At 52.7% G+C, this 245-nt stretch carries 1 rRNA gene; it reads right to left on the bottom strand.

Annotation, left to right across the window (positions count from 1 at the left end):
- A 23S ribosomal RNA gene (locus QN399_RS26535) occupies positions 1–245 on the bottom strand; the annotation flags it as partial.

Here is a 245-nt window from a genome sequence, read left to right as displayed (position 1 = left end):
CACCTAAGTGATACCCGTAGCTACGGTGTATGGTTAGAGCCCCGTTACATCTTCCGCGCACGCCGACTCGACTAGTGAGCTATAACCCTTTCTTTAAAGGGTGGCTGCTTCTAAGCCAACCTCCTAGCTGTCTTAGCCTTCCCACATCGTTTCCCTCTTTACCATAACTTTGGGACGTTAGCTGACGGTCTGGGTTGTTTCCCTTTTGTCGTCGGACGTTAGCACCCGCCGTGTGTCTCCCATGC

This window comes from Pseudomonas sp. 10C3 (assembly GCF_036346185.1).
Classification (GTDB): Bacteria; Pseudomonadota; Gammaproteobacteria; order Pseudomonadales; family Pseudomonadaceae; genus Aquipseudomonas.
Note: the sequence above shows the minus strand (reverse complement) of the source record. Positions and strands in the feature narration are given on the sequence as shown.